Raw genomic sequence first — 24,662 nt, forward strand, 5'->3', positions numbered from 1 at the left:
AAACGCTCCTTACCCGCGGCCCAGACTGGTGCGCAGAATGCCAATGGACGAGCGATAGATCGCCAGGGCGCGGTCATGCTGGCGCTTGACCTCAATCGCTTTGAGCATCTCGCCTTCCAGCGAAACGCCATTGCCATTGGGATCACCGTGCGGCTCAGCCTCATACTCGGCCCAGTTCTGCCCGGTTGGGCTGCTGCCGTTCAGATGACCTTGCCGGGTGGCGGTCATTTCGGTCTTAGCCGAGGTGTTTTCGAATGCGGTTTTGAAGGCCTCGATATCGCGGGGCTGGTAGCCCGGCGTATCAGCGTTGGCCATGTTGCGCGCAATGACGGCCTGCCGTTGTCCGGCATGGGTTGCCATTGCGTACGCTGTCTTAAAGACGTTCAGGTCAGAGAACATCGGGGCTTCTCCCTCGATCAATTTCAATCAAGGCTTAACCCCGATTCCTTTAGAAACCGTTTTCAGAACCCAGTTGGAGAACCCACAATGTCCGATCTCGATCCGATGCTTCTGAAACACGAATTCGACAGGCTGTCTGCGGTGCGCCATGTGGGCCTTGTCTCCGGCGTGGCGCATGGGGTGATCGAGGTCAGCGGCCTGACGGACCACGCGCGAATCGGTGACCTGTTGACGCTCCACCGCCGCGCGGGTCCCGATCTTGAGGGCGAAGTTCTGCATGTGGGGGCCGAGCATATCCACATGATTCCCGGCTCTGCGCCCGATGGCGTCAGCCTTGGCGACCGTGTGAGCCTGAAGGCCTCGCCCGAGTTTGCGCCGGGGATGCATTGGTTAGGTCGGGTCATTGACCCGTTTGGCCGGGCGCTGGACGGAAAACCGCTGCTGCCGGGGGCGCAGGCGCGGGACATTGTGCAACCTCCTCCGCCCGCTGTGGAGCGCAAACCGCTGGGTGAACGGATGGCAACGGGCCTGGCAGTGCTTAACACCATGCTGCCGATCGTGCAGGGCCAGCGCGTTGGCCTTTTCGCTGGCTCGGGCGTTGGGAAATCGACGCTGCTGGCGACTCTGGCCCGGTCGATGCAGGCGGATGCGGTTGTCGTGGCTCTGGTCGGGGAACGCGGGCGCGAAGTGAATGAATTCGTGGCCCATGCGCTGGGGCCCGAGGCGATGAAACGCGCTATTGTCGTTGCGGCGACCTCGGATCAGTCCGCTCTGGCCCGTCGCCGCTGCGCGCGGTCAGCGATGTCGGTGGCCGAGTATCTGCGAGATCAGGGCCTCAACGTGTTGTTCCTGGCCGATTCGGTCACGCGTTTTGCCGAGGCGCATCGTGAAATCGCCGTGGCAATGGGGGAATCCCCCTCGCTGCGCGGGTTCCCACCGTCGGTGACCCCTTTGATCGCCAATCTGTGTGAGCGCGCCGGTCCGGGCACACAGGCTCAAGGCGACATCACGGCTGTTTTCAGCGTTCTGGTCGCTGGTTCCGATATGGACGAACCCGTTGCGGATATCCTGCGTGGCGTTCTGGACGGTCACATCGTCCTGAGCCGCGACATCGCCGAGCGCGGGCGATTCCCCGCGATCGACCTCAGCCGGTCGGTATCGCGCAGCCTGCCCGTTGCCGCGACCGAGGCGCAGAACCAGATGATCTCGGAAACCCGCAAACTTGTGGGCAGCTACGAGCAGTCCGAGGTGATGATCCGGGCCGGTCTCTATGCCGAGGGTTCGGACCCGCTGTTGGATCAGGCCGTGCGTGTTCATGATGAGCTGGACAGCTTCTTTGGCAAAACCGATCCGGAGGGTATTGAGAACAGTTTCAACCGGCTGTCCCTGATCCTGCGCAGGGCGTCGGCAGGCTTGCCGAGATGAGGCGAAATCCGAAGCATTTTAAGTGTTAAGTCGCCCTTAAGACCTGCACTGCTACGCCTGTAACTGGGTGATAAAAAGGTGGTGGAGATGGGTGCGCAAACCAATGCGGCGCCAATCATCATCAAGAAGAAGCGTGTATCAGGTGGCGATGGCCATCACGGTGGCGCGTGGAAGGTCGCATATGCGGACTTCGTCACGGCCATGATGGCCTTCTTCATGTTGATGTGGCTGCTGAATGCAACGACCGAAAAACAACGCAAAGGGCTGGCGGATTATTTCTCGCCAACGATTCCGGTGAATCCGGTCTCGGGTGGGGGCGATGGGGCCTTTGGCGGCAACAACATGTTTTCCGAGAAAACGATGGTGATGGACGGATCGGGCGCAAGCGCCCGTTTCCCGACCGATGCCCGAAAGGCGCGCGGCTCCACCGGGGTGGATGCCGACGGCGCAGGTAAGGGAACGACCGAGGATTTCTCGACACTCGAAGCGCAGCTTTTGGGACGCACGGGCGAGAGTATGGTGTCGGACAAGGTGCTGAAGCACATCGTCACGCGAGTCACCGACGAAGGGTTGGTGGTAGAACTGTTCGCCACCGAGGATCAGCCTCTGTTCGAATCGGGAACAGACAAGCCCACCACGATGATGCGCGCGCTTGCTCTGTTGGTGGCCCGATCATCGGATCTCGTGCGCAATGACGTCGCCGTCGAAGGGCATGTCAGCGCGTCTCCAGTGGTTCTGGCCGACAACCCGGCTTGGGATCTGTCCACCGCGCGGGCGCAGGTTGTCCGGCAGCTTCTTGAGGATAAAGGTTTTTTAGAACAACGGCTTGACCGGGTGACCGGGCGCGCGGACCGAGAGTTGTCGAACAGCAATCCCATGGCCGTTCGCAACAACCGGATCGAGGTGATCTTTTTGCGAAATGGCTAAAGGATAGGTGGCATTTTACCTGTTAGCGCGCTGTTAAGGCCCAGCGCGTTACCTGTTGCATCAACGATTGACGCAACAGAAGGGCGTGCCAATGACCATTTCCTCTTCGCTGAATGCCGGTGTGGCCGCGTTGAAGGCCAATGCCAACAGGCTGGCTACGATTTCAGACAACATCGCCAACTCCTCGACCTACGGCTACAAGCGGGTGGAGACGGATTTTCATTCCATGGTCACCTCGGGCCAGGGGGGCAGCTATTCCGCCGGTGGTGTGCGCACCACAAGCCAGCGGCTGATCGATCAACGTGGCTCGCTGGTCACTACCAACAACTCGACCGATTTGGCCGTGCGCGGGCGGGGTATGCTACCGGTGCGGCCAAGCTCACAGATTGTAGGCGGCTCGAATGAGATGCTACTGACCACCACCGGGTCGTTTCGCACCAATGATCAGGGGTATCTGGTGACAGAGTCGGGCCTGGTGCTTCTCGGTTGGCGTGCGAATCCGGATGGTTCGATCCCTGCTGTGCCGAGGGATACGCCAGCTGCGCTCGAGCCCATTCAACTAAGTGTGAATCAGCTGTCGGGTGCCCCAACAACACAGATGAACCTGCGCATGAACCTGCCCGCCACTGCCACAGATGCGGGCGCGCCAGGTGATACACAGCCCCTGTCTGTTGAATACTTCGACAACCTTGGCAAATCCGAAAGCGTCGATATCGAGCTGGTGCCGACCGTGCCGGCAACAGGGTCCAGTAATGAATGGACCATGATCATGCGCGATTCAGCGTCAGGCGGGGCGGTGATCGGCGAATACACTCTGACCTTCACTGACAGCCGGACCGCAGGCGGTACGCTTGCCACGGTCACTCCGGTAACAGGTGGCGCGTATGATCCGGCAACCGGCAGCGTGGTTGTGAACGTCGCGGGCGGCCCGATGGAGATCAATATCGGCCAGATCGGCGATGCGGATGGGATCACGCAATTGTCGGACACCTTCGCCCCCGTCTCGATCACGCGCGACGGGTCAGCGGTGGGAACGATGACCAGCGTTCAGGTTGACGAAAACGGATATGTCTACGCCTTCTACGACACCGGCGTCAGCCGCCGCATGTTCCAGATCCCTCTGGCAGATGTCCCAAACCCAAACGGCCTGACCGCGCTGGATAGCCAAACCTACGCACCGTCGCGTGAGAGCGGCACGTTCTTCCTGTGGAATGCAGGCGAGGGTCCAACGGGTGACCTCGTATCCTCTGCGCGCGAGGAATCCACCACGGATGTCGCGACCGAGCTGACCTCGATGATCAAGACCCAGCGTGCCTATTCCTCAAGCGCCAAGGTGATCCAGACCGTCGATGAGATGCTGCAGGAAACCACCAATATCAAACGCTGACTTTGACCCTCGGAAAGGACCCGTCGGATGAACCTGTCGACAGCTTTGAACAACGCCATGACCGGTCTGACCGCCACCAGCCGGGGCGCGTCGGTCGTTTCCGGAAACATCGCCAACGCCCTGACGCCCGGCTACGCAAAACGCTCACTGGAGCTGACCACCAGCCTGATTTCAGGCAATGGCGTCCGCACCGCAGGCATCATTCGACATCAGGACCCGGTTCTGACGGCCAATCGCCGCGCCACCGACGCCGATCTGGCCCATCACTCTGCCAAATCGGACTTTCACACGCGCTTCGAGGGGTTTGTGGGCACGCCCGAGGACCCGACATCAATCTCGAACCGATTGGTCGGATTTGAAAGCAGCCTGATCACGGCGACCAGCTTACCGGATTCGGTCGAACGACTGGATCAGGTGGCCCGCAGCGGACGCGATCTGGCAGCCAGCCTGGACCGAGCCTCCGAAGGTCTGCGCCAATTGCGCTCGGATGCTGATCGGACGATCGGGGCGCAAATTGCAAGCCTGAACCAAACCCTCAAGGATATCGAAGACCTGAATGCCAGAATCCCGGCGATCCGACATTCTGGCGGCGACATCAACGCCTTTCTGGATCAGCGGCAGGTTCTGATCGATCAGGTGAACGAACTGATCCCGGTGAATGTCGTGCCGCGCGACATTGACCGTGTCTCGCTGTATTCTGACGGCGGGCTGATCCTGCTTGAAGGAAAGGCCGCCGAATTTTCTTTTACCACCACTGGCGATACCCAACCGCATATGACCGTGGCCAACGGACTGCTGTCGGGGTTGGAAATGAACGGCAACCCGGTCCGAACCGGCGGGGACACCGCGCAAATCCGAGGCGGAGCTTTGGCCGCGCAGTTCGAAATCCGCGATCAGCTTGCGCCCAAGGCGCAGGTCCAGCTCGACACTGTCGCCCGCGATCTGGTGGAGCGTTTTGAAACACCCGGGCTGGACCCGACGCTTCTGGCGACCGACCCCGGGCTGTTCACCGATGCAGGCAACCGGCTTGATCCAACCGCGATCACAGGCCTCGCGTCACGGATCAGCCTGAATTCTAGCGTTGATCCCGATGCAGGTGGCGACAGCTGGAGGCTGCGCGCGGGATTGGGTGCTGCCGCTCCGAATGACCCCGGCGACTCGAGCCAATTGCAGGCGTTCAGCGCAATATTGGACTCAGCCCGCCCGGTGGTAGGCGCGCTCTTTGGCACCGGCACCATGCGCGCCGCAGAAATCACCGAAGCAATGATGTCCCGCGTTGGGGCAAACGTCCATGTTGCGGATCAACGCAGGTCCTTTGCCACCGGCGCGCAGCAGCAGATGGCACAGTTGGAAGCCGAACAGGGCGTGGATACCGATCAGGAATTGCAGCGGCTGATGCAAATCGAACAGGCCTATGCCGCCAATGCCCGCCTCATCTCGGTCGTGGATGAGCTGATGGAAACCCTTCTGAGGTTGTAAACATGACTTTGACATCCATAGGTGATCTCGCGCGCGGTCTGACCTTGCAGACCCGGTCGGCCGAGATCAAACAACAGATCGAAACCCTGTCCTACGAAATGTCGACCGGGCGGGTGCAAGACGTGTCCGGCCATTTGGGCGGTGACTACGCACATCTCCTTGATCTGGATCGCAGTCTGGCACGTCTGGACGCGTTCGGCATTGCTACCGCCGAGGCCGAATTATTCACGGACTCCATGCAGCAAAGCCTTGGCGTGTTCAGTGACTCAACTGGCGAGATGACGGCAACTTTGCTGGCCTTTGGGACGGCAAACCACGCCGTGACGCATGAACAAGCCTCGGTCCAGGCCCGGAATGAGTTGGACACTATGATGTCCGCGCTGAACACCCGGATTGGCGGCCGCAGCCTGTTTTCAGGCACTGCGACGGATGTCTCTCCGCTGCCCTCGGCCGAGACCTTGCTGACCGCGCTTGAGGCTGAGTTGACGGGCTTGGTGACCGTGACCGATATTCGCAACGCAGCCGAGGCCTGGTTCAACGACCCCGCAGGTTTCGACGCAGTGATGTACCAAGGGTCGAACGCCGCGCTGCCATCGATGCAGATTGCCGAAAATGAACGCATTACTCTCGATATCACGGCGACGGACCCTGCGCTGAAGGCGGCGCTCAGGGATGTTGCTATCGCCGCGCTGGTGGCCGACGATGCCTTGGCGGTGCCGAACGATCAGCGCACCGGGTTGTTCAAACAGTTGGGCGTTGCCCTGGCAAATGCGCAGGATAACACGGTCATTTTGCGGGCCGAGGTCGGTGCAGCCGAAGCGCGCGTCGAACAGGCGACAACCCGCAACGCCGCCGCGCGCACCAGTTTGGAATACACCCGCAACGCCCTGATCGAGGCCGATCCTTTTGAAACGGCCACCAAGCTTCAGGCCGTGCAGTTCCAATTGGAAAGCCTCTATTCCGTCACCGTTCGCAATGCGAACCTGTCACTGGTGAATTTCCTGAGATGAGGGTTCTTGTTTTTCTTCTGGCTCTGATGCCCAGCCTTGCGTTCGCCGGCGCAATCCGTCTGAAAGATCTGGTTGATTTCGACGGGGTGCGCGGCAACGACCTGGTCGGCTATGGCCTAGTCGTGGGACTGAATGGAACCGGCGACGGGTTGCGGAATTCCCCCTTCACCGAAGAGATCATGTCCAACATCCTCGAACGGCTGGGCGTGAACGTGAATGGCGAGGATTTTCGCCCCAAGAACGTTGCCGCCGTCCTTGTGACGGCCAGCCTACCCCCGTTTTCACGAGTAGGGGGGCAAATCGACATTACTGTCTCAGCTATTGGGGATTCGAGCAGCCTGTTGGGCGGCACGCTGATCATGACCCCTTTGAACGCGGCGGACGGGCAAATCTACGCTGTTGCCCAAGGCACAGTGCTGGCGGGTGGTGCATCGGCTGAAGGTGAGGCCGCGACCGTCGTTCGGGGCGTTCCGACCTCGGGCGTGATCCCATCCGGCGCGCGGGTCGAGCGCGAGATCGACTTTGACTTGTCCAACCTGACCCAAATGCGGCTGGCCCTGCGTGAGCCCGATTTCACAACAGCGGGTCGGATCGAAACGGCCATCAACCGCGAATTCAACCGCGCCGTGGCCATCATGCGCGATTCCGGAACCGTTGAATTGAACATCGCGGCCACTCAGTCCGTGTCGACAGCGCACGCGATCGGTCGGATCGAAAACATCTTAGTTGAGCCTGAAACCAAGGCCCGCGTTGTGGTGGATCAGCGCTCGGGCACGATTGTCATGGGGCAAGAAGTTCGAATTTCTCGGGTCGCGGTGTCGCAAGGCAACCTGACCCTGACGGTAGAGGCGGCTCCGATCGCGGTTCAACCCAACCCGTTCGCTGACGGAGAGACCGTCGTGGTGCCCAGAACCTTCGCAGGCATCGAAGAGGAAGAAGGCACCGGCCTGGCCGAGATCCCCGAAGCCACCACCCTGTCAGAGGTCGTGGCCGGGCTGAACGCCCTGGGGGTTTCGCCGCGCGACATGATCGACATTTTGAAAACGATCAAAGCCGCGGGCGCCCTGCATGCCGAATTCATCGTACGATAGAGGCCCCCTTCACGGGTCGGGCCCCTATTTTGATTTCCAACTATCCAGCCAACGGCGGAAACGACCGCGCCGTTCATCGATAGCGTCGCCTGCGGCATAGATCCCATCTTCCATCGACTCGAGCATTGGGTCGATCCGAGCCTGACGGAACCGGCGCCAGCGTACCCAAAGCGCCCAGACAATGGCAGCAAAGACCGTCAGGAAGACAATGTTGAACCACGGGATGATCCGCACGTCCGGCCCGTCGACCGGTTTGATAAAGACGGCGTTGGGAAAGATCGACATGAACTCATTGCGCCAGCCATAATGGGTTACAACAACCCAGTCGGGGTTGTTCTTGTCTGAGATCGCGTCATTGGCCTCGGTGTACAGGTTGGCGGTGTCGAACTTGAAATAGAACGGCCAGCCCCAGCCGGTATCCTCGTTCCGATAGACGATGGGCTTCCCGTTAGCACGGACGGCCTGGATAAACTGCACGTCGCGGTTCGACAGGCTGGCAGATTGGTCTTCGGGCTCGGACCAGAAAATACGGGTCCAGTCGTTCAGATCTTGCCGTTCTTCATAGGTGTTCACGATGCGCACAACATCATGCTGCGGCAGCGAATATTGCAGGATCACAGCGACAGTGCCCCAGAAGATGATGATAAACGCCCATTTCACATAGGCCATGCCGTAACCCTCACATATAATTCACGATGTAGATCAATGCGCCGATTGCCACCCAAGGGACAATATACACCGCCAGGATCAGTTTGCGCCGGAACGAATTGTCATAGACGTGCAGCCCGCGTTCCACAAAGGCCTCTTTATTTCCCTGTTTGCCCTTCTCGTCCCACCACGTCTCAAGCTTGCGACGGCGGACGCCGCGCGAATAGAGCGACAGCGCGAAATAAGCAATTGTCTGCAGAACCAGCAGGACCAGAAACAGGCGCATCGCTCCGAACATCTCAAGTCCTCCCGACTGCGCCCCAGGGGCCGACTCGCGCTATGATTGTATCGCTGACACGATCTTCTCCGCTCATATCCGGTTCGTGACCGAACAGAGCCGCGCGGGCGCCGGATTTGTCCACTTGATACTCGCGGGCCAGAAACTCGGCAACATAGGCCTTTTTGGCCTCGGGCCACGTGGCATAGGTTTTGTAGAACAGCTCTTTGTGACAGATGAACATCTGGCGGGGGTCCAGCGGAGCCAGTTCGGACAGCAACATATTCACCAAATCGCGGTATGGCGTATCCGCGGCGCGCAACGTGTAGAAATACGCCGGATGGTCCGAGGTGATCCGCGGCCAAGGCCCGCCATCCGTCGCCCAGCGCAACAATTGGGCAAGGCCGTGATACGCCTCGGGCAGGCGATCTGAGTGGTTTCGCGCCAAACGCCTCATATCTCGGCGATCCAGCCCCATCAGATCAACATCGGCATCTGCGGCGGCGGCAACGGTCAGGAAATCCATCTTTTGCTGAAGGATCGCCGCCGCATCCACGCCGCGCGCCTTTACGATGGGTTCGACCAGATCGTTATAGTCGAGGAATTTGGCAATCTGGTTCCTTTGGGACGGGTCAAACGTGTACTTGATTTTCAGATCGTCCGGCTTTTCGCCCATGCAGATCGCCGCCGGGTGATCCATGTCCGGGAACAGGTACAGCCCGCCGAAATGCGCCGTCCAGAAGTTGCGCTGCTCAAACGCCGTGTGACGCAGATGGACAGGGTTGCGGGTGACGTCTCCGGTTTCTTTCGCCGTTTCGATCATCCGGGCGATCAGCACGTCATCGAACCACGCATCCTCAGCGGTTTTGAACTGTTCGACCATGCCCGCCAGTTGCTCGGCCTTGCGCAGGGTGCCACCTGCGGTATCGGCCTCAATCTCGATCTTGCGTAGGTTCAGCAGATCATTGGGCGTGGTGAGTTTGAAGACCGAGTTCACCAGCTCTCCAGCCACCGCATCGGTGGCGGTCAGGGCAAACAGCTGCGCCTCGTTCATCTCGATAAACTCGCGCAGAATATCGCGCGAGGTCGAGAATTTGACGTTCAGCAGAGGCGCGCGTTTCTGCTCGGTTGTCAGCAGGATGAACTGCCTGTTGACCCCATTGGGGTTGAGGTAGAGCGGGTCGTCCAGCTCAATCCCCACCTCCGGCGAATAGCCCGAAACATCGACATGGAAATCCGTAAGCGCCGTGGTCTTGCCCGCCAGATGCTGCAGCGCGCGGTTATAACGCTCGACCAGAGCCGGGCTGGAGATGTGGACGAGGTTGCCGAACATCAGGCCTTTTTCGATGAGGCGGATCACGAAGCGAACTTTCCTTCCCTTTGTTTGATACTAGACGCTGGCAAAAAACTTCTCATCTATTGTCACCGCCTCAATCATTTGTGTCGCCACACCAAGATCATTTTCTTTGAGCAAATCACACAGGCGATCTCCATCAATGAGGTCAATCGCAGTAGCTCCATCTCGTGTGGCCTCGTCCGATGCTTGCGCGGTGAAGTTGCCAGTTGTGATGAATAACCCTTTGTCAGCTCGTCCCATCATCGCGCCTCTAAAATCGCGAATTTCTGACGACCCGACACTTCCTTTGTAGCGTTTGCACTGAAAGAAAACCTGAAAAGAAACGAGGTTCACGCGAAGTACACCAACACCATCAATTCCACCATCACCGGACTTCCCTCGGACTTCGACTTTGGTGAAACCCGCTTCCCGTAGCAAACGCTGTGCCAAACGTTCAAAAGCATAAGGGTCCATCTGCTTTAATGTCGCGAGCAACCTAGATTTCCACGTCTCTGTGTCAGGTGTCTCTTCGGACTTGTCGCTCTGATCAGACGATGAAAACAACTCGGGCTCGTCTCCGTTCTGCTGTTTCTTTTTCCGTCTTTCGCGCGCTCTAGCTTTTTCTTCTTCGTTAACCTGGTCGATTATCCGTTGAGTATCACCAATAGTCTCAATCGTGCTTCCAAACTCAGTTAGCGCCCAAATACCGCGAGCGGAATTCTCGAGGGCTCCGCCCTTCTTCAAAAAAGTTCGAGCCCAAGCGAGATAGTAGTTCAATCGTGGTTGACCCTGATTGGTTCCGGTCATCATGTAAGACTGTTCTTCCTCAGAGACGCCTTCGATTTCCGCAACCTTCTCGTCCAGTTCGTAAATACTTGCTGAACCCCCCACCTGCTTGATAGCCTCTACAGTTGCCAGCATCATGCCCGGCATCTCCGGGTAGCCTTCTGCTTCAATCACAAATCTTCTATTCAATGTTCTTTCCTTCAACAAACCGCCGCTTGGCCTCTTCTATCCGGCCCATCTCACCGACGGCGTTCTCGATGGCGAACTCGTCGCTCTTGTTGGCTATGCGGAACTCACCGTCGAGTTGGGTTTTCATCTTGCCTGCCACTTGTCTCATCCCACCCTCTTGAACCGACCAACAACCACAACCGCCAGCACCAACAAGGGCAATGCGAACGCCCGCCCTGTGATCTGCAAGTTGAACCCGAGGTAAGACACCACACTGCCCTCAAACAGGATCAGGGACTCTTCCCATGAGGTGCCCTCGAACCCGCTGCTCGCGTTGACACCGAACTGGGCTAGAAACAGCACCGCCACTGCGCACAGAAATCCGATCACGCCCCAGCGCAGAGGCAGGATCAGGCCCAGTACGAGCGCAAAGCCGGAAATCGCGTAAACGAGCATTAACCCTTCCCCTCCAGATACCGGCGCTTGGCCTCTTCCATCCGACCCATCTCGCGGACGGCGTTTTCGATGGCGACCTCGTCGCTCTTGTCGGCATAGCGGAACTCGCTGTCGGCGTAGCGGTTGATTTCCTGCATCACCATCTCAACGGTGATCGGCTGGCGCAGGTCCTCAATCATGGCCTTCTTGGCGTCGTAGTCGCGGAACAGGAACAGGTCGGGGTTTTCCATCCACTCGTCGGGCAGTTCGAAATCCATCGCGCGGACCTTGACCGCGTCGGTGATGTTCTTGATCGCGCGGCCGGTGAAACGCTCATCCGCTTGTTGGATCGCCTTGAGGTAGGTGCCCAGCTTGGCGATCGTGTCCATCTGGCCGATCTCACCCGACACCCGGTCATAGACCTGCAGCAAAGCGTCCTCATGCGGGCGGGCGTGGCTTTCGAAGCTGGCGGCGACGGCCTTTTTGATCTCTTGCGCGGCATAGGCTTCGTGTTCGCCCAGCGGGATGTCGTGGTTGCGGCCCATCAGCAGGTGCAGGATGTCGATGTAATCCTCACGTGTCTGCGGCCCGTCCACCAGGAACCGCGCACCGGCCCGCTGACGCAGGGCGTCGTCCACATTCTCGGGGTAGTTCGAGAACATGCCAAAGGTGCAGTTGCCGCGGACAACGGTGTTGGCGCCGGCAAAGCTTTCCATCAGCACGGCGGTGATTTCCAGCTGCCCGGCCGAGGACTGCCGGTCGCCGCGTTTGCCCGCAAGCTGGTCGATATCGTCGATCGTGCCGAAACCGATGACAGAGGGGTCGATGATCGTGTTGATAAACGCCTTGGCGTTCTGGCCGGATTTACCCTGATAGCTGTCGATATTGTCGGTGCTGAGGTTCTGATAGCGGAACGGATAGCCTGCGTTCTGGCAATAGTCGTTGATCAGCCCTGCCATCATCTGGATCAGAGTGGTCTTGCCCGTACCCGGCTTGCCGTCGCCCATGAAGGTAAAGATAAACCCGCCGAGTTCCGCGAACGGGTTCAGGCGACGGTCGAAGTCATAGGCCATCAGCATCTTGGCCAACTTCATCGCCTGATACTTGGCGATATGGTTGCCGACCACCTCGTTGGGTTTCTTGAACGTCATGGTCAGGGTGGTGGATTTGGCCTTAGAGGCCGGCTCAAACCCCCGGATCGTCAGATCGTCGGCCTCGATATGCCAGGCCGCGTTTTGGAAAGGGGCCAGATGGCCAGCGGATTGCGCACGCAGGGCGACCTTGTCCATCAGTTGCTCGGCATAGGCGCTGATGGCGGCGATCAGATGCGCGTCGTCGGGGGCGTGTTTGGCCAGCACCTGATCCAGCTCCCACAAGGCTCCGTGCAGGGCAAGCTGGCCGTTGTCGGTCAGAACCTCTTCGATCTCACCGATATCGACAGTGGTCTCGCCCAGATGGGACGACATCAGATAAGCCAGCGCGTTGCCCAGCACATGAGACGTCACCAGCGCCTCAGCCGTCAGCAGTTCCGAAAACTCGGTCTTGCGCGCGACAGGCAAATCCCCCGCCAGATTGGCCCGCTTCAAATCGGTCAACGGAATCTGATCAGCATAGGCTTCGGCCAAGGCCAGAGCGATGGCAATTGCGCGCCGAATGGCCTGCTGCGCGGTGGCCTGAGGGGGCGAGACCAGCGTATCACCATCATCCGAAGCCTCGATGCGCTCAACCAGATGCACCCCATCCGCTCGCACAGTGCGACGTGTCACCAATCCCGGCGTGGTCGATCGAAACCGCCGTCCAGTGGACACGCCCGATGACCGCTCTACCGCCACTTCAACGGGTTTCGCAATCCGCGGCGCGTGTTCGAACCCGTTCAACAAGGCGGTCGCCGCCGGGTAATGCTTGCGAATATCGTCTTCGCGCAATTCCATCTGATCTGACGTCAAACTCATCTCAAAAACCGCCCATTCTTCTTCTGTACAAAAATACCTCCGCCGGAGGCAAAAATTCTAATAGCGCAACACCTGCCCCGATTTGCTGACCACGAATTTGCGCACATCGGCAAAACCAGGAGGGTTTCGTTCTGCCAGAACCTGAAACGGACGCTGAGGCAGAATGATCGAACGCTGCGTGCGCGTCGCTCCGGTCTCGGCCCCCTGCCCGCCAAACGGGTCCAGCGCAAACACCTCACGCTCGACGGTCGAGAACCACCCGGCGCGTTCCTCGATCACCTCTTCGCTTTCCAGTTCTTCGGTGGTCCATGCCAGCGCCCAGTCCTGCCCCTCGGGCGCCTGCGCGTCCTCTAGCACCTGCCGCAAGGGGCCGGATTGCTCGGTAAAGGCCGAGGAATACATCGGCCCCACATGAATGCGGCGCAGGTGTTTGGGATGCAGGTCGTCGAAATCCTGATCGAACCCTTTGGCGATGGTCACCAGTTTCAATCCGCCTAAGGATTGCGCCATCAGATGCGCCTGCACCTCGGGCCAGCGGCGTTGATCCTTGGGCAGCGCCGTCTTGCCGCTATCCTCCAACTGCATCAGGTAGATGACCGGCAGATTGATCTGGCTGTCATAGACCGCCCAATGGATCATGAACTTGCGCCGTTCACCCTCATTCCCGATCCAGTGGCATTCGGGATCGTTGCGCACCCAGAAAAGCTGACCTTTCAGCAATTCTTCATAGTAGAGCCTTTGGGACAGGGCGAATTGCAGCTTGGTCGGGATTTCCTGGTCGCCGATGATCGTTCGCACCATGTCGGTTTTCAGATCATCTTCCGAGGGCATATTCGCCAGATGCACCTGAGCCTGCTGCGCGTCATTGGCCATGGTCAGCAACTCGGCCGCCACCGGAAAGCCGCTGTCGCGCTTGTCCATGGCGAGGCTGCCGAAGAACCGCCCCGTATCGCGCCCGACCAGCAGGTATTTCATGCTGAGCGCACGGAAGGTGTAGAGCAACCCCGAGAGGTAGCGCGACACGATCCGCACCTCTTGCTTACTGATCGCGCCCTCAGCCTCCATCGTCGCGGCCACGCGCAGGAGGTGGACGGTGATCACCTCGAATTTGCGGAAATACCGGCGCGAGGCGAAGGTGTCGGTCAGGCCGACATGGTCTTGGGTTGGGTTATTCATTTAGATTACCGACCAATAGAAGGAATACCTCGAATGCCAACCAAAGCGCGCCCCAGACTGCAAATACGGCTGAAACTCCAAAGGATCCAAGCGCGAAGACCAATGGTACGAAGAACATCATCAACCTCAGGTCGGGACCAAGGTATGCTGGAATCAATTGGGTCAGGTACCCGAATAGGATGAGAAGCGCCCCAAAGAGCGCAACGCCCACTGCTGAACTTAGCATCTTTAGCGGCGAACGGATTGAGTCCTCACCCTCCATACAAATTCTTATCATGCTTTTCGACAATCGAGGCGAACCGGCGGGCAAAGCGTTCATCTGCTTTGGCCTTTTTCTCCAGCACGTCGCGGGCAAAGACCATGTGGTCCTCATGCGCCTCGAGCATGTCGGCCATTTTCTGGTTGGTTGCGGTGCCGATGGCGGCCATGGCGGTTTGCGCCTCTTGATCCGTCTGCACGCCGATCTCGTTGATGCGGTGGGCCACGTCCTGCTGCTGAGCGGTTTTCAGCGATTTGGTCAGCGCGTCATACAGCACCACGCGCTGTTGCGTGTCTGTCTGCAGCTTGTTGATCAGCACCATCTGCGTCGCCGCCTGGTTCTGCAATGAATCAACCCAGGTCTTGCCCTTTTCGATATAGCGCTCCAGCGTCTGTGACTTGGCCAACTTCACCTGCTCTTCCTGAACTTTGGCGTTGTATTGCTTGTTCAGCTCGGCCAGCTCGGTTTCCAGCTGGGTACGCGCAGCGGCGTCCTGTTCGACGCTGATCTTGTTTTCCAAGGTGATGATCGTCGGGTCCATACCCTGAATTTCGGCCCGCAAAGCCTCGAGTTCCGCAACGGTCGCTTCACGGTCATCCAGCGTGACGGTCAGGTTGTCCTCGACCTTCACGCGCTGTTCTTCCAGCACGGACAGTTGCCCCTCCAGCAGTTTGACGATCACGTCGGATTTGGCGATCAGGTCCTGCAGCTTGTCGTCAATGTTGGCCGTGCGCATCCGCTCCTGCCGCATCGACTCGGATTTACCTTTCGAGAAAATGCCAACAAAAGATTCCCACCCAGTTTTCGAGCGCATCTCATCGAAATCTTTCGAGAACGCGCTGGTGACGTCGTCCAGACCCATAATCAGCTCAGCGATATTGGCGTTCATTACCTCGGTATGGGCATGCACATCCTCAAGCGTGGCGTTTTCGATGTCGATATCCGCCTCGGCCGTACCGATTTTGGCGCGTGCGGCCTCGATACGTGAGGTCAGGCCTTCGATCTGCGATTGCGACTCACGCACCTTGGACTGAGTCTCTTTGATCAATGCCTCAAATTGCTGGTTCGACATCTATGCTATCCCTTTTTCTTTATATTTCTATATAGATAGGCAATGTAACGCTCATTTACATCCCCTATAGCTCGGAAATTTCGAAAACTGTCGCAAACTCCCAAGAGAAATGAAAGCCATATGGGCACCGACAGGGTGCCAAAGTCGCTTCGCGGTGGGAAAGGGCAAACTGGGTTCATCGCCGCACAACAATGGACATAGACAAAGCGCATGACACCTGCTTGGGTGCGCGCAACGTAAATATTGCCGGAGGCTGACCCATGCTGGACGCAACGACCGATCTGAAATCCCTGCTCAAGAATCCCGACCTTCTGGTGACCAAAGCCTATATCGGCGGCCAATGGGTGGATGGCGACAACGGCACATTCGAAGTGACCAACCCCGCACGCGGGGACGTAATTGCCGAAGTTGCCGATGTCAGCCGCGCGCAAGTCGCAGGTGCCATCGCGCAGGCCGAAGCCGCGCAGAAGGAATGGGCCAAGCTGACCGGCAAGGAACGTGCCGCCATCCTGCGTCGCTGGTTCGACCTGATGATGGAAAACGCCGAGGATCTTGGCAAGATCCTGACCGCCGAGCAGGGCAAACCGCTGGCCGAGGCTGTTGGCGAAATCGGCTATGGGGCCTCTTTCATCGAATTCTTCGGGGAAGAGGCCAAGCGGGTCTATGGCGAGACCATTCCCGGCCATCAGCGCGACAAGCGGATCATGGTGATGAAGCAACCCATTGGCGTGGCGGCCTCGATCACGCCGTGGAACTTCCCCAACGCGATGATCACCCGCAAGGCTGGCCCGGCACTGGCCGCGGGCTGCGCCTTTGTTGCGCGCCCAGCAACAGAAACGCCGTTGTCGGCTTTGGTGCTGGCGCTGCTGGCCGAGCAGGCAGGTGTTCCAGCAGGTGTCTTCAACGTGGTGCCGTCGACTCAGGCCAGCGAGACCGGCAAGGAGTTCTGCGAGAACCCGGGCGTGCGCAAGCTGACCTTTACCGGCTCGACCGAAGTTGGCCGTATCCTGCTACGTCAGGCCGCCGATCAGGTCATGAAATGCTCGATGGAGCTGGGCGGCAACGCGCCCTTTATCGTGTTCGACGATGCCGATCTGGATGCAGCCGTCGAAGGCGCGATGCTGTGCAAGTTCCGCAATAACGGCCAGACCTGTGTCTGCGCCAACCGTATTTACGTGCAGGCCGGCGTCTACGATGCCTTTGCCGCCAAGCTGAAAGCTGCGGTTGAGGCGCTAACAGTCGGCGACGGACTGAGCGCTGGCACAACCACCGGCCCCTTGATCAACGACGACGCAGTGGCCAAAGTCGAAGAGCATATCAAGGATGTCACCGACAAAGGCGGCGCGGTTTTGACCGGCGGTCTGCCTCATGATCTGGGTGGCACTTTCTTCCAACCCACGATCGTGACCGGCGTGACTCAGGACATGATGGTCGCGCAGGACGAGACCTTTGGCCCACTAGCACCCTTGTTCAAGTTCGAGGACGAAGATGACGTCATCGCCATGGCCAATGACACGATCTTCGGTCTGGCTTCGTATTTCTATGCCAAGGATCTGAGCCGTGTATACAAGGTGGCTGAGGCACTGGAGTACGGGATCGTCGGCGTGAACACCGGCATCATCTCGACCGAGCTGGGCCCGTTCGGCGGCGTCAAGCAATCCGGCCTAGGCCGTGAAGGCAGCCACCACGGCATGGAAGACTATATGGAAATGAAATACGTCTGCCTGTCGGTCTGAACAGGAAGACTGCCCCCTCTCATCGCGTTGAGGGGGCAGTTTATACGATAGGGCACGACGCATCTGACATTTCACCATTCCCCAAAACAGAACGAAGATGCGCGTAGGTGGGCGGATCGTAAGGCATGCGCGCGTCTCAACACTTCGCGCGTCTCGGGTATTCCCTGTAGCAGGGATGAATGTTGAGACATAGGTGGTGCCGCTGAAGGGACTCGAACCCCCGACCCCATCATTACGAATGACGTGCTCTACCAGCTGAGCTACAGCGGCACCGTTGGTCTTCCGAAACTGAATTCGGAAAGATGCGAAGGCTTCTTTAATTCGTCAGGTCTGCGCCTGCAAGCCCGGATCAGCGCGCTGAGGCTTCATGAAAGTTCTGTGACAAAACAGGTTTCCCGGTTGACCACCAATATATATTTCCATAATTCATGAAATATGATAGAAGAGATTACCGATCAGCTAGCCATTCTGGGCCATCCGCAACGCATCACTGTCTTTCGCATGTTAATGCGACGGTTTCCTGACACCGTGCCCGCGGGTGAGCTGGCCTCGGAGCTGGATATCAAACCCAGCACCATGTCGAATTACCTGAGTGCGCTGCAAAGGTCCGGGCTGGTGACTCAGGAACGCTCAGGCACTTCCCTGCTTTATTCCGTCAATATGACTAAAGTGCAGGGAATGCTGGATTTTCTGGTTGTCGATTGCTGCCGGGGTCGTCCCGATATCTGCATGCCTTTCACACAAGGAAATGAAGACATGACTGACCGCAAGTTCAACGTCCTGTTTCTATGCGTGGGCAATTCCGCCCGCTCGATCTTTGCCGAAACCCTGCTGCGCGAGTTGGGGGATGACAGGTTCACTGTCTACTCAGCCGGAACGCAGCCCGCGTCCGAGTTGAACCCCTTTGCCGTGCAAGTGCTGCAGGACAAGGGTCACGATACCTCGGTCCTGCGCTCTAAGCATATGTCGGAATTTGCAACCGACGGTGCGCCGGAAATGGATTTTGTCTTTACCGTCTGCAATCAAGCCGCGAACGAAGAGTGCCCAGCTTGGGAAGGCCAACCGATCAGCGGCCATTGGGGTATGGAAGACCCGGTGAAAGCCACCGGAACCGATGCCGAGAAAAGCCTCGCCTTTCAAAACGCCTATGGCGCTCTAAAGCGCCGGATTGAGGCGTTTACCTCTTTGCCGGTCGAAAGCCTCGACCGGATCGCCCTACAATCTGCTGTCGATGATATCGGCAGAACCTCTTTCGGAGACTGAAATGACCACATATGCTGTGAATGGCCTGGGCCGGATGGGAAAGCTGGCCCTGAAACCGCTGTTGGAGAAAGGCGCCAAGATCGCCTGGATCAACGACGCGGTCGGTGACGCCGAGATGCATGCGCATCTGTTGGAATTCGACACGGTTCATGGCCGTTGGGACGCCAGTTTCGAGCATGATGACGAAAGCGTCACCATCAACGGCACCCGCCTGCCCTTCATCGGCACCAAGGATCTGAGCGCTCTGCCGCTGGACGGCGTCGATGTGGTGATTGACTGCACCGGTGTCTTCAAGACCGAGGCAAAACTGGCCCCCTATTTCGATGCGGGCGTAAAAAAAGTTGTCGTCTCGGCCCCGGTTAAGGACGGCCCTACCGCCAATATCGTGATGGGCGTGAATGATGACATCTACGATCCCGCGGCCCATCAGATCGTGACCGCAGCCTCCTGCACGACGAACTGTCTGGCCCCGGTGGTGAAGGTCATCCACGAGAATCTGGGCATCCGCCACGGCTCTATGACCACGATTCATGACGTGACCAACACGCAGACCATCGTGGATCGTCCCGCCAAGGATCTGCGCCGGGCGCGCTCGGCCCTGAACTCACTGATCCCGACCACAACCGGCTCGGCCACGGCGATCACGCTGATCTACCCTGAACTCAAGGGGCGTCTGAACGGCCATGCGGTGCGGGTGCCGCTGTTGAACGCCTCACTGACAGACTGCGTGTTCGAGGTGGAGCGTGAAACCACTGTCGAAGAGGTCAATGCCTTCTTCAAAGCAGCCGCCGAAGGTGAGTTGAACGGCATTCTGGGCTATGAGACCCGCCCGCTGGTCTCGACCGACTACACCAATGACGAACGCTCTTCGATCGTCGATGCGCCGTCGACTATGGTTGTGAACGGGACACAGGTGAAAATCTATGCCTGGTATGACAACGAGATGGGCTATGCCCACCGTCTGGTCGATGTTGCGCTGATGATTGGGGCCTCGCTGTGACCGATCGGCCCGAGGGGCTGTCGGCCTATATCGCGGTCACGGCGGCCTATTGGGCCTTTATGCTGACCGACGGAGCCTTGCGGATGCTAGTGCTGTTGCACTTTCACACGCTTGGCTTCTCGCCGGTGCAACTGGCCTATCTGTTTGTCCTCTATGAAATCGCTGGGATGGTGACGAACCTTGCAGCGGGCTGGATCGCAGCGCGGTTTGGCTTGACCTCGACGCTCTATGCCGGGCTTGGGTTGCAGGTGGTGGCGCTGCTAGCGTTGACGCAACTAGACCCTAATTGGGCGATTGGCGCATCTGTGGCCTTCGTCATGATCGTGCAAGGCGCAAGCGGAGTGGCCAAGGATCTGGCCAAGATGTCCTCAAAATCCGCAGTGAAATTGCTGGCCCCGACCGAGGGCGGCGGGCTGTTTCGCTGGGTAGCGGTGCTGACCGGATCCAAGAACGCGGTCAAAGGGCTGGGCTTCCTTCTTGGTGCAGCCATGCTGGCAACGCTGGGCTTTCAGGCGGCGATCATCGTGATGGCACTCGTTCTCGCCGTGATCCTGTTCGCCGTCATCCGCTGCATGCCCCCCGGCCTGCCTAAAGGGCGCAAGGGCGCGAAGTTCTCTGAAGTCTTCTCTAAATCTGCCAACGTCAATTGGCTGTCCGCCGCGCGGGTCTTCCTGTTCGGTGCCCGCGACGTGTGGTTCGTGGTCGGCATTCCGATCTATTTCTACGCCGTCCTTTCGGATAGCACCGAAGAGGGCAACCGGGCCGCGTTTTTCATGATCGGCACCTTCATGGCGTTCTGGATTATCCTCTACGGCGTTATTCAGGCCAACGCGCCCAAGATCCTTCGGGCCTCAGACCGGTCCGAGGGCGATTTGATCCGCGCCGCGCGCAGCTGGGCCGCAATGCTTTTCTGCGTTCCTGCGGCTCTAACACTGGCAGTTTTGCTATCTTCCGAGCCGGAGACATGGCTGACAGTCACGCTGGTTGTGGGCCTTTTGGTGTTTGGAGCAATCTTCGCCATCAACTCATCCCTGCATTCCTATCTGATCCTCGCCTTCACAAAGTCCGAGCGGGTCACGATGGATGTCGGCTTTTACTACATGGCCAACGCGACAGGACGCCTTTTGGGCACCGTCCTGTCCGGCTTTACCTATCAGGTTGGCGGCCTCCCCCTTGTGCTGGGCACAGCGGCTGTCATGGTGGCCCTTGCGGCGCTCACTTCGGGCAAGCTGACCGACCACTCAACCGAGGCATATTCATGAACATCTTCGAGCGCTATCTGACCATCTGGGTCGCCCTCGCCATGGTCGGTGGCGTGCTGATCGGACTGACCGCGCCTGGTCTGGTCGGCCTGATCGCCGGGGCCGAGGTAGCCAGCGTCAACCTCGTCGTGGCCCTGCTTATCTGGGCCATGGTCTATCCGATGATGGTCGGTGTCGATTTTAAAGCGGTCGCAGGCGTCGCCCGACAGCCCAAAGGCCTGATCGTGACGCTGGTCGTCAATTGGCTGATCAAACCCTTCACCATGGCTCTACTGGCAGTATTGTTCTTCGACTATGTCTTCGCCCCGTGGATCCAACCGGAAGATGCTGCACAGTACACCGCAGGTCTGATCCTGCTGGGGGCCGCGCCCTGTACCGCGATGGTGTTTGTCTGGTCGCAACTGACCAAAGGCGATGCGACCTATACTCTGGTGCAGGTCTCAGTAAATGACCTGATCATGGTGGTGGCTTTTGCACCTATTGTGGCCTTTCTGCTGGGGGTCACCGATATCTCGGTCCCATGGCAAACGCTGGTTCTGGCCACCGTTCTCTATGTGGTTCTGCCCCTGATTGCCGGTTTGATCACCCGCAAGCGGCTGAGCTCGCAGGAGACCATCGATGCCTTCTCCGCCCGCATCAAGCCTTGGTCGATCATGGGCCTGATTGCAACGGTGGTGATCCTGTTCGGCCTTCAAGGAGAGACGATCCTGGCGAAGCCCATGGTCATTGTCCTGATCGCCGTGCCGATCCTGATCCAAAGCTATGGCATCTTCGCGCTGGCGTACGGAGCTGCCTATGCCCTGAAGGTCCCGCACCGTATCGCGGCCCCTTGCGCCATGATCGGGACCTCGAACTTTTTCGAGCTGGCCGTAGCGGTCGCTATCAGCCTGTTTGGCCTGAACTCCGGCGCGGCGCTGGCAACGGTGGTGGGTGTTCTGGTCGAAGTGCCGGTGATGTTGTCACTGGTTGCCTTCGCCAACCGCACGCGGGCCCGGTTTCCCGAACCCGCGACGCAGTAACCTATTTAGCGCACCGATTGATCATACAGCACCGCAATCGCCGCCGAGGCGATGCGGGTGCGGCGATCATCGGCGCGGCTGGTCAGCATGATCGGAACCTGCGCACCCAAAACGATCCCTGCGGCCTCGGCTCCGGCCAGATACATGAGCTGCTTGGCGATCATGTTGCCGGCCTCAAGGTCCGGCGCGACCAGTATATCGGCCTGACCTGCTACATCGGATTTGATGCCCTTGGTCGTGACCGCGCGCATCGACACGGCGTTGTCAAAGGCCAGAGGGCCATCGAGCATACCGCCCGTGATCTGCCCGCGATCCGCCATTTTGCACAGCGCACCAGCCTCGACCGTGGATTGCAGCCGGGGTGTGATGGTTTCGACCGCTGACAGGATCGCCACCTTAGGCGTCTCGATCCCGATGGCGCGAGCCAGATCAATGGCATTCTGAACCATATCCGCCTTGGTCTGCAGATCGGGCGCTATGTTGATGGCCGCATCGGTGATCAGAAGCGGTTTGGAATAGGTCGGCACGTCCATGACGTAGACATGGCTCATCCGGCGTTCGCTGCGTAGACCATTGGCCTTGGAGACGACGGCCGACATGACCTCATCCGTGTGCAACGCGCCCTTCATCAGGGCCTTCACACGACCATCCCGCGCCAGATGCACCGCCCGTTCGGCCGAGGCATGGCTGTGCGGTGTATCAATGATCTCGAGCCCGCCGATATCCAACCCGGCCGCATCGGCCGCATGTAGAATTCGGCTGCGCGGGCCGACCAAAACAGGCTCTAACAAACCTAAATCCCGGGCCGAGAGCGCCCCCTCCAACGCGCTTTCATCACAGGGATGGACCACGGCTGTGGGCAATGGGTCCATTTTCTGAGCCGCGCTCAGCAATCGGTCATAGGAGGCGCCCCGGTGATGCAAAACCAGATCCGGCATCGCCATTCTGGGCCTTTTGACCTTTTTGTCCGGCGCGATCACAACGGCCTGTCCGGTGATGACAGACTTGCCATCGCCAGTCGTACACAGGCAATCCAGAGTGACGTGCTTATTCTCGGGCTGCTTTTCGGTCACGGTGACGCGCACAGTGACTGTATCGCCGATACCAACGGGTTTGAGGAATTTTAGAGTCTGATCCAGATAAATCGTACCCGGCCCCGGCAATTGAGTGCCCAACACATTGGATATAAGCGCACCGCCCCACATGCCATGCGCGACCACTTTGTGAAAGACGTCCTCCTGCGCGAAGGCCTCATCCACATGGGCCGGGTTCACATCGCCCGAGACCGCTGCAAAGGCGTCGATATCCTGTGCGGTCAGGGTGCGGGACAACTCGGCGGTATCTCCGACACTTATCTCATCAAAAGGCCGATTTTCGATGAAGCCGATGCCGGTATCCTCATCCGATGACATCCATTCCCCTTTCAATACAAAAGCCAAACCTTGGGCAGACAACCCGAACAGTTGCTGTTCAACGACCCATAAAGGCTCAATATGACAGAGACATGCAAGCGCCGCGACGGTCAGACCGCGCGATCCTGTGCGCGATACGAACCCGGGCTGCGGTTGGTCCATTTCCGGAATGCGCGGTGAAAATTCGCCGGGGCCGAGAACCCCGTATCGAACGCAATCTGCTCGATACTGTCGCCGCTTTGCTGCAGGGCGCGGATCGCAATATCGCGGCGCAGGGCGTCCTTGATGTCCTGAAACGAGGTGCCCTCGTCCTTGAGACGCCGGTTCAGGGTCCGGGGCGTCATCTTCAGAGCCAGGGCCGCATCGGGAAGCTGGCTGCTTTTCCAGGACGTCCGATACAGGAACGCCCGGACCTGCAGGCTGTTTGTATGGGCGCGTGAGTTGGTGAAAATCCAGTCGATCGGTGCGCGTTCCAGAAATAGAGACGCCTCAGCCGGACTGCGCGTGATCGGGGGATCAAAGCGGCGCGGATCGAACAGAATGCTGGTCTGCGGAGCATCGAATGTGACCGCGCAGGGGAAGACAACCGCATAGTCCGCCGCAAAACTTGGCCGCGCAAAGGCAAAGCGAACGGCCTTTACCGGCGTTTCCGATCCGCCCAGCCATGACAGCAGCCCATGCGCAAGTTTTAGGATCAGCATATGACCAAAGCGCTGGGGTGCCGTGTCCTGCCGATACGGTACCAGCGAAAGTTCAGCCAAATCCGGCCCGGTGCGCAGATCCAGATGAAAATCATCCAGCAATAAATTCCAGAATGTCGAGAAACGATACAGCGCCGAGGTCAGGCTGCTTGCTTCGCGCAGGACGGTCACAAGATGCTGCAAGGCGCGTGGCCGAATGGGACGGCTCCAGAGGCCCATCATTTCGTCCCCAGTCTCAGGCGCGGCCAGTTGGTACAAGCGGGCGATTTCCTGAAGTGTCACACGCTGCGCAGGCTCTGACGCACTGGCGTGCAGGCCCGAACGGTCCAGTAGGAACTTCATCTGATCTGCGCTGCAACACACCCTCAGCGCCTCAAGCCAATCCTGGATGAAACCGGCAGAAACGGTTGTAAGTGAGATGGGGTCATTGCTGACCATGATC

The 24,662-nt window shown here is 58.8% G+C and carries 23 protein-coding genes and 1 tRNA gene; 11 read left to right on the plus strand and 13 right to left on the minus strand.

The genetic code is table 11. The features are described 5' to 3' along the window. Nucleotides 1-9: 9 nt before the first annotated feature. Nucleotides 10-399 carry a FlgB family protein gene (locus ACR3FB_RS16235; RefSeq protein WP_425084157.1) on the minus strand — a complete coding sequence of 130 codons (390 nt, stop codon included), beginning with the start codon at nucleotides 397-399 and terminating at the stop codon, nucleotides 10-12. 87 nt (nucleotides 400-486) lie between these two features. On the opposite strand from ACR3FB_RS16235, the gene ACR3FB_RS16240 reads away from it, so the two are divergent. The 6 genes from ACR3FB_RS16240 (at nucleotide 487) to ACR3FB_RS16265 (ending at nucleotide 7,718) form a co-directional block, all read left to right on the plus strand. After that, nucleotides 487-1,824: a FliI/YscN family ATPase gene (locus tag ACR3FB_RS16240; RefSeq protein WP_480566209.1), complete on the plus strand. Its 1,338-nt coding sequence runs from the start codon at nucleotides 487-489 to the stop codon at nucleotides 1,822-1,824. A gap of 87 nt (nucleotides 1,825-1,911) precedes the next feature. Beyond that, nucleotides 1,912-2,751 carry a flagellar motor protein MotB gene (locus tag ACR3FB_RS16245; protein WP_480566207.1) on the plus strand — a complete coding sequence of 280 codons (840 nt, stop codon included), beginning with the start codon at nucleotides 1,912-1,914 and terminating at the stop codon, nucleotides 2,749-2,751. Nucleotides 2,752-2,842: 91 nt separating this feature from the next. Next, entirely contained in the window at nucleotides 2,843-4,138 is a 1,296-nt protein-coding gene (locus tag ACR3FB_RS16250) for a flagellar hook protein FlgE (protein ID WP_480566205.1), read from the plus strand. A 27-nt stretch (nucleotides 4,139-4,165) separates the two neighbouring features. Continuing rightward, nucleotides 4,166-5,617, plus strand: a complete 1,452-nt coding sequence (gene flgK, locus ACR3FB_RS16255) for a flagellar hook-associated protein FlgK (protein WP_480566203.1) — start codon at nucleotides 4,166-4,168, stop codon at nucleotides 5,615-5,617. A 2-nt stretch (nucleotides 5,618-5,619) separates the two neighbouring features. Then, the gene (locus ACR3FB_RS16260) at nucleotides 5,620-6,627 is read left to right on the plus strand and encodes a flagellin (protein ID WP_480566201.1); all 1,008 of its coding nucleotides are present in this window, start codon (nucleotides 5,620-5,622) and stop codon (nucleotides 6,625-6,627) included. After that, entirely contained in the window at nucleotides 6,624-7,718 is a 1,095-nt protein-coding gene (locus ACR3FB_RS16265) for a flagellar basal body P-ring protein FlgI (protein WP_480566199.1), read from the plus strand. Before ACR3FB_RS16260 ends, ACR3FB_RS16265 begins: the two co-directional genes overlap by 4 nt. Nucleotides 7,719-7,742: 24 nt before the next feature. On the opposite strand, the gene ACR3FB_RS16270 is transcribed toward ACR3FB_RS16265, so the two are convergent. The 9 genes from ACR3FB_RS16270 to ACR3FB_RS16310 all read right to left on the minus strand — a co-directional run bounded on the left by ACR3FB_RS16270 (nucleotide 7,743) and on the right by ACR3FB_RS16310 (nucleotide 15,827). After that, nucleotides 7,743-8,387 (minus strand): DUF1523 family protein, encoded by a 645-nt coding sequence (locus ACR3FB_RS16270; protein ID WP_425084150.1) that lies wholly within the window; start codon nucleotides 8,385-8,387, stop codon nucleotides 7,743-7,745. Between the two features lie 10 nt (nucleotides 8,388-8,397). Continuing rightward, nucleotides 8,398-8,664 carry a hypothetical protein gene (locus tag ACR3FB_RS16275; protein ID WP_170379920.1) on the minus strand — a complete coding sequence of 89 codons (267 nt, stop codon included), beginning with the start codon at nucleotides 8,662-8,664 and terminating at the stop codon, nucleotides 8,398-8,400. Between the two features lies 1 nt (nucleotide 8,665). Next, nucleotides 8,666-10,003 (minus strand): DUF6638 family protein, encoded by a 1,338-nt coding sequence (locus ACR3FB_RS16280; RefSeq protein ID WP_480566197.1) that lies wholly within the window; start codon nucleotides 10,001-10,003, stop codon nucleotides 8,666-8,668. Between the two features lie 30 nt (nucleotides 10,004-10,033). Further along, entirely contained in the window at nucleotides 10,034-10,954 is a 921-nt protein-coding gene (locus ACR3FB_RS16285) for a restriction endonuclease (protein ID WP_480566295.1), read from the minus strand. Then, the gene (locus ACR3FB_RS16290) at nucleotides 10,947-11,102 is read right to left on the minus strand and encodes a hypothetical protein (protein ID WP_209252762.1); all 156 of its coding nucleotides are present in this window, start codon (nucleotides 11,100-11,102) and stop codon (nucleotides 10,947-10,949) included. Before ACR3FB_RS16290 ends, ACR3FB_RS16285 begins: the two co-directional genes overlap by 8 nt. After that, nucleotides 11,099-11,389 (minus strand): hypothetical protein, encoded by a 291-nt coding sequence (locus ACR3FB_RS16295; protein WP_480566193.1) that lies wholly within the window; start codon nucleotides 11,387-11,389, stop codon nucleotides 11,099-11,101. The genes ACR3FB_RS16290 and ACR3FB_RS16295 overlap by 4 nt, the downstream gene beginning before the upstream one ends. After that, complete coding sequence (locus tag ACR3FB_RS16300; RefSeq protein WP_480566191.1) at nucleotides 11,389-13,320, minus strand: AAA family ATPase; 1,932 nt, start codon at nucleotides 13,318-13,320, stop codon at nucleotides 11,389-11,391. The genes ACR3FB_RS16295 and ACR3FB_RS16300 overlap by 1 nt, the downstream gene beginning before the upstream one ends. Before the next feature lie 57 nt (nucleotides 13,321-13,377). After that, a complete protein-coding gene (locus tag ACR3FB_RS16305; RefSeq protein ID WP_480566189.1) occupies nucleotides 13,378-14,496 on the minus strand; it encodes a hypothetical protein in 1,119 nt (372 codons plus the stop codon). Nucleotides 14,497-14,747: 251 nt separating this feature from the next. Next, nucleotides 14,748-15,827, minus strand: a complete 1,080-nt coding sequence (locus ACR3FB_RS16310; protein WP_170470903.1) for a coiled-coil domain-containing protein — start codon at nucleotides 15,825-15,827, stop codon at nucleotides 14,748-14,750. A gap of 260 nt (nucleotides 15,828-16,087) precedes the next feature. On the opposite strand from ACR3FB_RS16310, the gene ACR3FB_RS16315 reads away from it, so the two are divergent. After that, the gene (locus ACR3FB_RS16315) at nucleotides 16,088-17,563 is read left to right on the plus strand and encodes an NAD-dependent succinate-semialdehyde dehydrogenase (RefSeq protein ID WP_480566187.1); all 1,476 of its coding nucleotides are present in this window, start codon (nucleotides 16,088-16,090) and stop codon (nucleotides 17,561-17,563) included. Between the two features lie 194 nt (nucleotides 17,564-17,757). Here ACR3FB_RS16315 and ACR3FB_RS16320 read toward each other — a convergent pair. Next, nucleotides 17,758-17,833: transfer RNA gene (locus ACR3FB_RS16320), tRNA-Thr, on the minus strand. A gap of 165 nt (nucleotides 17,834-17,998) precedes the next feature. On the opposite strand from ACR3FB_RS16320, the gene ACR3FB_RS16325 reads away from it, so the two are divergent. From ACR3FB_RS16325 to arsB, 4 genes are read left to right on the plus strand one after another with little or no spacing between them, the layout of a single operon-like run. Further along, nucleotides 17,999-18,826: an arsenate reductase/protein-tyrosine-phosphatase family protein gene (locus ACR3FB_RS16325; protein WP_480566185.1), complete on the plus strand. Its 828-nt coding sequence runs from the start codon at nucleotides 17,999-18,001 to the stop codon at nucleotides 18,824-18,826. 1 nt (nucleotide 18,827) lies between these two features. Further along, entirely contained in the window at nucleotides 18,828-19,826 is a 999-nt protein-coding gene (locus tag ACR3FB_RS16330) for an ArsJ-associated glyceraldehyde-3-phosphate dehydrogenase (protein WP_480566183.1), read from the plus strand. Then, nucleotides 19,823-21,088: an organoarsenical effux MFS transporter ArsJ gene (gene arsJ, locus ACR3FB_RS16335; RefSeq protein WP_480566181.1), complete on the plus strand. Its 1,266-nt coding sequence runs from the start codon at nucleotides 19,823-19,825 to the stop codon at nucleotides 21,086-21,088. The genes ACR3FB_RS16330 and arsJ overlap by 4 nt, the downstream gene beginning before the upstream one ends. Then, the gene (gene arsB, locus ACR3FB_RS16340) at nucleotides 21,085-22,107 is read left to right on the plus strand and encodes an ACR3 family arsenite efflux transporter (RefSeq protein ID WP_480566179.1); all 1,023 of its coding nucleotides are present in this window, start codon (nucleotides 21,085-21,087) and stop codon (nucleotides 22,105-22,107) included. The genes arsJ and arsB overlap by 4 nt, the downstream gene beginning before the upstream one ends. Nucleotides 22,108-22,112: 5 nt before the next feature. On the opposite strand, the gene ACR3FB_RS16345 is transcribed toward arsB, so the two are convergent. Both ACR3FB_RS16345 and ACR3FB_RS16350 read right to left on the minus strand, forming a co-directional pair. After that, nucleotides 22,113-23,519, minus strand: a complete 1,407-nt coding sequence (locus tag ACR3FB_RS16345) for a bifunctional enoyl-CoA hydratase/phosphate acetyltransferase (protein WP_480566296.1) — start codon at nucleotides 23,517-23,519, stop codon at nucleotides 22,113-22,115. Between the two features lie 110 nt (nucleotides 23,520-23,629). Beyond that, nucleotides 23,630-24,658: an AraC family transcriptional regulator gene (locus ACR3FB_RS16350; protein ID WP_480566177.1), complete on the minus strand. Its 1,029-nt coding sequence runs from the start codon at nucleotides 24,656-24,658 to the stop codon at nucleotides 23,630-23,632. Nucleotides 24,659-24,662: the final 4 nt, after the last annotated feature.

It is taken from the genome of Ruegeria sp. AO1, assembly GCF_056535985.1.